The sequence below is a fragment of the Stenotrophomonas sp. YIM B13575 genome (genome assembly GCF_042787595.1).
Classification (GTDB): domain Bacteria; phylum Pseudomonadota; class Gammaproteobacteria; order Xanthomonadales; family Xanthomonadaceae; genus Stenotrophomonas; species Stenotrophomonas lactitubi_B.
Map to the genome: position 1 here is coordinate 25,650 of NZ_JBHZOP010000068.1, position 6,814 is coordinate 32,463.

Annotated in this window: 6 protein-coding genes; 4 read left to right on the plus strand and 2 right to left on the minus strand. The window is 64.7% G+C overall.

Annotated features, from left to right (window positions below; translation table 11 throughout):
• Positions 1 to 36 precede the first annotated feature (36 nt).
• The 3 genes from grpE to dnaJ all read left to right on the plus strand — a co-directional run bounded on the left by grpE (position 37) and on the right by dnaJ (position 3,969).
• Positions 37 to 552: a nucleotide exchange factor GrpE gene (gene grpE, locus ACFX4F_RS12560; protein WP_025878870.1), complete on the plus strand. Its 516-nt coding sequence runs from the start codon at positions 37 to 39 to the stop codon at positions 550 to 552.
• A 203-nt stretch (positions 553 to 755) separates the two neighbouring features.
• The gene (gene dnaK, locus ACFX4F_RS12565; RefSeq protein WP_265955779.1) at positions 756 to 2,681 is read left to right on the plus strand and encodes a molecular chaperone DnaK; all 1,926 of its coding nucleotides are present in this window, start codon (positions 756 to 758) and stop codon (positions 2,679 to 2,681) included.
• Positions 2,682 to 2,835: 154 nt separating this feature from the next.
• Positions 2,836 to 3,969, plus strand: coding sequence for a molecular chaperone DnaJ (gene dnaJ / locus ACFX4F_RS12570; protein ID WP_025878872.1), 1,134 nt, complete (start codon positions 2,836 to 2,838; stop codon positions 3,967 to 3,969).
• A gap of 64 nt (positions 3,970 to 4,033) precedes the next feature.
• Here dnaJ and ACFX4F_RS12575 read toward each other — a convergent pair whose 3' ends face one another.
• Together ACFX4F_RS12575 and ACFX4F_RS12580 are read right to left on the minus strand one after the other, a co-directional pair.
• A complete protein-coding gene (locus tag ACFX4F_RS12575; protein ID WP_133119608.1) occupies positions 4,034 to 4,417 on the minus strand; it encodes a hypothetical protein in 384 nt (127 codons plus the stop codon).
• Between the two features lie 147 nt (positions 4,418 to 4,564).
• Complete coding sequence (locus ACFX4F_RS12580) at positions 4,565 to 5,362, minus strand: helix-turn-helix transcriptional regulator (RefSeq protein WP_099820187.1); 798 nt, start codon at positions 5,360 to 5,362, stop codon at positions 4,565 to 4,567.
• Positions 5,363 to 5,435: 73 nt separating this feature from the next.
• On the opposite strand from ACFX4F_RS12580, the gene ACFX4F_RS12585 reads away from it, so the two are divergent.
• Positions 5,436 to 6,635 carry an MFS transporter gene (locus tag ACFX4F_RS12585; protein ID WP_099820188.1) on the plus strand — a complete coding sequence of 400 codons (1,200 nt, stop codon included), beginning with the start codon at positions 5,436 to 5,438 and terminating at the stop codon, positions 6,633 to 6,635.
• Positions 6,636 to 6,814: the final 179 nt, after the last annotated feature.

Below are 6,814 nucleotides of genomic sequence, written 5' to 3' on the forward strand. Positions count from 1 at the left end.
GGGTGGAGGCGGAGAGTGACCGCCAGGGACCCAGACATGAATCAAGATCAGCCAGACATCGCCGCCCAGCAGGCCGCCGCCGACGCAGCTGCCGCCGAGGGCGTCAACGAACAGATCGAACAGCTCCGTGCCGAAGTGGAGCAGGTCAAGGCCGAAGCGCTGCGAGAGCGCGCCGACCTGGACAACCAGCGCAAGCGCGTGGCCCGCGACATCGAACAGGCCCGCAAGTTCGCCAACGAGAAGCTGCTGGGCGAGCTGCTGCCGGTATTCGACAGCCTGGATGCCGGCCTCAAGGCTGCCGGCGACGATGCCCATCCGCTTCGCGAAGGCCTGGAGCTGACCTACAAGCAGCTGCTGAAGGTCGCTGGTGACAACGGCCTGGTGCTGCTGGACCCGACCGGCCAGCCGTTCAACCCGGAGCACCACCAGGCGATCAGCCAGGTTGCGGCCCCCGGCGCCGCCCCGGGCAGCGTGGTGACCGTGTTCCAGAAGGGTTACCTGCTCAACGAGCGCCTGCTGCGGCCGGCGCTGGTGGTGGTTGCCGCCGATTGACCCCGCGCGCCGGGCCCGGCCTGGCGAGGGTGTCCGCGCCCCGGACGGGGCGTCGGCACGACCGACGCTGAACGTGTTGGGCGAACGGAAACACAGCGTTCGGGGGATGGCTTGAATGTTCCACGAGCCTCCCCCACATCCCATTCATCCACCGGCCGAACGGCCGGACTGACAAAAACAACATCCTTCAAGGAGTCTCCCCCATGGGCAAGATCATTGGTATCGACCTCGGCACCACCAACTCGTGCGTGGCGATCATGGACGGCGGCAAGGCCCGCGTCATCGAAAATTCGGAAGGCGATCGCACCACCCCGTCGATCGTCGCCTACACCAAGGACGGCGAAGTCCTGGTCGGTGCCTCGGCCAAGCGCCAGGCCGTGACCAACCCGAAGAACACCTTCTACGCGGTGAAGCGCCTGATCGGCCGCAAGTTCACCGACGCCGAAGTGCAGAAGGACATCGCGCACGTCCCGTACAGCATCCTGGCCCATGACAATGGCGATGCCTGGGTGGCCACCAGCGATGCCAAGAAGATGGCGCCGCAGGAAATCTCGGCCAAGGTGCTGGAGAAGATGAAGAAGACCGCCGAGGACTTCCTCGGTGAGAAGGTCACCGAAGCGGTCATCACCGTGCCGGCCTACTTCAACGACAGCCAGCGCCAGGCGACCAAGGACGCCGGCCGCATCGCCGGCCTGGACGTCAAGCGCATCATCAACGAGCCGACTGCGGCCGCGCTGGCCTATGGCCTGGACAAGGGCGACAACAAGGATCGCAAGATCGTTGTGTACGACCTGGGCGGCGGCACCTTCGACGTCTCGGTGATCGAGATCGCCAACGTCGACGGCGAGAAGCAGTTCGAAGTGCTGGCCACCAACGGCGACACCTTCCTGGGTGGCGAAGACTTCGACAACCGCGTCATCGAGTACCTGGTTGAAGAGTTCAACAAGGACCAGGGCATCGACCTGCGCAAGGATCCGCTGGCCCTGCAGCGCCTGAAGGATGCTGCCGAGCGCGCCAAGATCGAACTGTCCAGCGCCCAGCAGACCGAAGTGAACCTGCCGTACGTCACCGCTGACGCGTCGGGTCCGAAGCACCTGAACATCAAGCTGACCCGCGCCAAGCTGGAATCGCTGGTGGACGAGCTGATCAAGAAGTCGATCGAGCCGTGCCGCGTCGCGTTGAATGACGCCGGCCTGCGTTCGAGCGACATCAGCGAAGTGATCCTGGTCGGTGGCCAGACCCGCATGCCGAAGGTGCAGCAGGCGGTCACCGAGTTCTTCGGCAAGGAACCGCGCAAGGACGTCAACCCGGACGAAGCCGTGGCACTGGGTGCTGCGATCCAGGGCGGCGTGCTCGGCGGCGACGTCAAGGACGTGCTGCTGCTGGACGTGACCCCGCTGTCGCTGGGCATCGAAACCATGGGCGGTGTGTTCACCAAGATCATCGAAAAGAACACCACCATCCCGACCAAGGCCTCGCAGGTGTTCTCCACCGCCGAGGACAACCAGTCGGCCGTGACCGTGCACGTGCTGCAGGGTGAGCGCGAACAGGCCCGCTTCAACAAGTCGCTGGCCAAGTTCGACCTGTCCGGCATCGAGCCGGCCCCGCGTGGCCTGCCGCAGGTGGAAGTGTCCTTCGACATCGACGCCAACGGCATCCTGCACGTGTCGGCCAAGGACAAGAAGACCAACAAGGAACAGAAGGTCGAGATCAAGGCCGGTTCGGGCCTGTCCGAGGAAGAGATCGCACGCATGGTCGCCGACGCGGAAGCCAACCGCGAAGAAGACAAGAAGTTCCAGGAGCTGGTGCAGGCCCGCAACCAGGCCGATGCCCTGATCCACGGCACCCGCAGCGCGATCACCGAGCACGGCAGCAAGGTCGGTGGCGAAGTGATCGGCAAGGTTGAAGCGGCCCTGGCCGACCTGGAAACCGCGATGAAGGGTGACGACAAGGCACAGATCGAAGCCAAGTCGAAGGTGCTGGAAGAAGCTGGCCAGTCGCTGTTCGCTGCCGCTTCGGCCGACCAGGGCGGTGCTGCCCCGGGCGCCGACGCCGGCAATGCGGGCAAGGCGCAGGATGACGTGGTGGACGCCGAGTTCACCGAAGTCAAGGACGACAAGAAGTCCTGATCCGGACCGACGCGGGACGCTGCTTACCAGCGTCCCGTTGTCGCATCAGGGTCCTGACCGCCCTCTGGCGTGTCGGGGCGCCCGACGCAAGAGCGGACCTGGTTCCGCTCTTCCGCTTTGACGAATCCCGACTTTCCGGAATGCGATCCACGATATGAGCAAGCGCGATTACTACGAAGTGCTGGGCGTTGCCCGCACCGCCACCGACGAAGAACTGAAGAAGTCCTATCGTCGTTGCGCGATGAAATTCCACCCGGACCGCAACCCGGGTGATGCGGCGGCCGAAGCCTCCTTCAAGGAGTGCAAGGAAGCCTACGAAGTACTGTCCGACGGCAACAAGCGCCGCATGTACGACAGCCATGGCCACGCCGCGTTCGAACACGGCATGGGCGGTGGCGGTGGTGGTCCGGGCGGCCCGGACATGAACGATATTTTCGGTGACATCTTCGGCAACATCTTTGGTGGTGCCGGTGGCGGCGGTCCGCGCCAGGCGCGTCGCGGCGCCGACATCGGTTACGTGATGGAGCTGGACCTGGAAGAAGCGGTGCGTGGCGTCGAACGCCGCATCGAGATTCCGACCCTGGCCGAATGTGGCGACTGCGATGGCAGCGGCTCGGAAGACGGCAAGGTCGAGACCTGCAACGTCTGTCATGGGCGCGGCCAGGTGCGCATCCAGCGTGGCATCTTCGCCATGCAGCAGGCCTGCCACAACTGCGGCGGCCGTGGCCAGATCATCGCCAAGCCCTGCAAGACCTGCCACGGCAACGGCCGTGTCGAGGAAGACAAGGTGCTGTCGGTGAAGGTACCGGCAGGCGTGGATACCGGTGACCGCATCCGCCTGGCGGGTGAGGGCGAGGCCGGTCCGGCCGGTACGCCGCCGGGCGATCTGTACGTGGAAGTGCGCGTGCGTGAGCACCACATCTTCCAGCGCGACGGCGACGACCTGCACTGCGAAGTACCGATCCGCATTTCGCAGGCCGCACTGGGCGACACCGTGCGCGTGGCGACCCTCGGTGGTGAGGCGGAAATCCGCATTCCGGCCGAGACCCAGACCGGCAAGCTGTTCCGCCTGCGCGGCAAGGGCGTGCGTTCGGTGCGCAGCCGCAGCGAAGGCGACCTGTACTGCCGCGTGGTGGTGGAGACGCCGGTCAACCTCACCAGCGACCAGCGCAAGCTGCTGGAACAGTTCGAAGCCACCTTCAATGGCGAGGATGCGCGCAAGCATTCGCCGAAGTCGGCGACCTTCATCGACGGCGTCAAGGGCTTCTGGGATCGGATGACGTCCTGATCTGTCAACGGACATGTTGAACGACAGCGCCGGGCTCTGCCCGGCGTTTTCGTTTGTGGCTGTTTTACAGGATTTCCCAATCGGCTTTTCCGTACAGCCGGCGCCCCTCGAACAGAAGCGTTCCGCGATCACCCACTACATCCAGTTCGAACCAAGGGTGGCCATCCCGTTTTTTGGGCCGGATGTAGAAGCGCTTCTGGGCACGGTTCATTTCGACGTAGTACGGGTTCCGCGGGGCGGCATCCTTGGGCTGTCCCTTCCAACGAACATGGATGTAGCCATCGTCGCTTCGACCTTGGATCTCGAGAAAGAAATGAAAACCGTCCTTCTGTTCATCCGAGTAGAAACGGAACTGCGTGCCGCTCGCATATGCGGATGGTTGCATTGCCGTCAGGGCCAGCAACACAGCAACCGCAAGCCATCGGCTGATACTCCATGCCTTCGTCACAAGTGCTTCCTCTTCCGTGAGGTGCTATCGGAACATGGGTGCGGTTGCGAAAATGAGACGGACTTTCCACTTGTATCCTGACAAGCAGAATCCCTACCTGTAGGTGGCGCAGTAGATCCACGCCATGCGTGGATGCCGTTCAACGGCTCAACGGAAAAATGCTGCCGGCGTCTGCCCCAGCTGGCGCTTGAACATGCTGGTGAACGCACTCGGGCTGTCATAGCCCATCGCCAGCGCCACGTCGATCACCTTCTCGCCGCGGGCCAGCCGTTCCATCGCGGCCAGCAGGCGCGCCTGTTGCCGCCACTGGCCGAAGGTCATGCCCAGTTCGCTGGCGAAGTGGCGCTGGATGGTTTTGACGTCGATCGCCAACGCCTGCGCCCAGTCCTGCAGGGTCGCCTCGTCGCCGGGATGCTTCTGGATGTGCTGGCAGATCCTGTGCAGGCGCGGGTCGACGGGCTCGGGCAGGTGCAACGGCAATACGTCCATGCGGTGCAGCTCATCGAGCATCAGTCGCACTACGCGGCCGTCGCGGCTGTCTTCTTCATGCGGTCCGTCGATCAGGATGGCCGCCTGCAGCAGCTCGCGCAGCAGCGGCGCCACCTGCACGGCGAAGGGCTCGGCGGGCAGCTGCGGGGCGAACGCCGGTTCGATGTACAGGCTGCGCATGTGCACCTCGGCGATGCAGTCCACCGCATGCGCCATGCCCGCCGGCATCCAGATGGCACGGGTGGAGGGCACCACCCAGCGGCCGACTTCCGACCGCACCACCATCAACCCGGACATGGAATAGACCAGCTGGTGTCGGCGGTGCTTGTGTGCCGAGATGTGGGTGCCGGCACGGTAGTCGCGCGCGCGGCAGGTGACCGGGCGATGCACCGGCACCTCGTTCCACGGCGCGGTTTCGCGGACAGGGCAGGGGGTGTCCTTTTTGCGATAGGCCATGACCAGAACGCGGCAGAAGGGAGTGGAAGGCCACCGTAGCATGCACGGCTCGCCCCCATCCTGACCGTGCGCAATGTCGACTCTGGCTTCTCCCACCGTATCCGCCCGCCCCGTATCGCCCGGAGTGCTGGCGGCGATCTCCAGCTCGCACATGGTCAACGACATGATGCAGTCGCTGATCCTGGCCATCTATCCGGTGATCAAGGGTGGCTTCAATCTCAGCTTTACCCAGATCGGTCTGATCACGCTGACCTACCAGCTGACCGCCTCGATCTTCCAGCCGCTGGTCGGCCTTGCCACCGACCGCCGGCCGGCCCCGTACTCCCTGCCGATCGGCATGGCCTCGACCTTGTGCGGCATGTTGCTGCTCGGCTTTGCGCCCAATTACGCGATGGTGCTGCTGGCCGCCGCGCTGGTCGGCATCGGTTCGGCCATCTTTCATCCGGAAGCCTCGCGCATCGCGCGCCTGGCCTCCGGCGGCCGTCATGGCCTGGCGCAGTCGGTGTTCCAGGTGGGCGGCAACTTCGGTACGGCGCTGGGGCCGCTGATCGCCGCCGCGGTGATCGTGCCCTACGGCCAGCATTCCGCATCGTGGTTTGCCGGTGCAGCGTTGATCGGCATTGCCCTGCTGACCTATGTCGGCCGCTGGTACTCGCTGCATCTGGGGGCTCCTCGCCCCGCAGCACAGGGTGTGATCGCCGCACGCCATCCGCCGCGCACGATCGCCCGGGTGCTGGCGATCCTGCTGGTGCTGATCTTCAGCAAGTATTTCTACATGGCCAGCATCGGCAGCTATTTCACCTTCTACCTGATGCATCATTTCGGCATTCCGGTGGCGCAGGCGCAGCTGCATCTGTTCGCCTTCCTGGTGGCGTCCGCGGCGGGCGGTTTCTTTGGTGGGCCGCTGGGTGATCGTATTGGTCGCAAGCCGATCATCTGGGCCTCGATCCTGGGCGTGGCACCGTTCGCGCTGATGCTGCCGCATGCCGATCTGCTGTGGACCACGATACTGGCTGTGCTGATCGGCTTCGTGCTGTCTTCCGCGTTCTCGGCCATCGTGGTGTACGCACAGGAAATGATGCCGCATCGGATCGGCATGGTTTCCGGGTTGTTCTTCGGCTTCGCCTTCGGCATGGGCGGCCTCGGCGCGGCGGTGCTGGGGCTGTTGGCCGACAAGACCAGCATCGAATTCGTCTACCAGCTCACCGCGTTCCTGCCGTTGCTGGGCATCGTGGCGGCATGGTTGCCGTCGTCCAGGCCTGCTGCGCACTGAGGGGGCTCTTCTGCAGGGCTGCGCCCTGCACCCGCCGATGCCAGGGCAATGGCGACAGCCAAAGCAACAGCGGGCATTCCGTGGGATGGCGGGGTGGGTCCGGTTGCGGGGGACGCCGTAAATACGTCCCTGTAGGCTTGGCCGCGGCATCCATGCCGCGGACACCCCCGCAACCGGAC

What these genes read in the sequence shown, in the direction of transcription:
- grpE (WP_025878870.1), top strand. Translation starts at nt 37, where the DNA reads ATGAATCAAGATCAGCCAGACATCGCCGCCCAGCAGGCCGCCGCCGAC.
- dnaK (WP_265955779.1), top strand. Translation starts at nt 756, where the DNA reads ATGGGCAAGATCATTGGTATCGACCTCGGCACCACCAACTCGTGCGTG.
- dnaJ (WP_025878872.1), top strand. Translation starts at nt 2,836, where the DNA reads ATGAGCAAGCGCGATTACTACGAAGTGCTGGGCGTTGCCCGCACCGCC.
- ACFX4F_RS12580 (WP_099820187.1), bottom strand. Translation starts at nt 5,362, where the DNA reads ATGGCCTATCGCAAAAAGGACACCCCCTGCCCTGTCCGCGAAACCGCG.
- ACFX4F_RS12585 (WP_099820188.1), top strand. Translation starts at nt 5,436, where the DNA reads ATGTCGACTCTGGCTTCTCCCACCGTATCCGCCCGCCCCGTATCGCCC.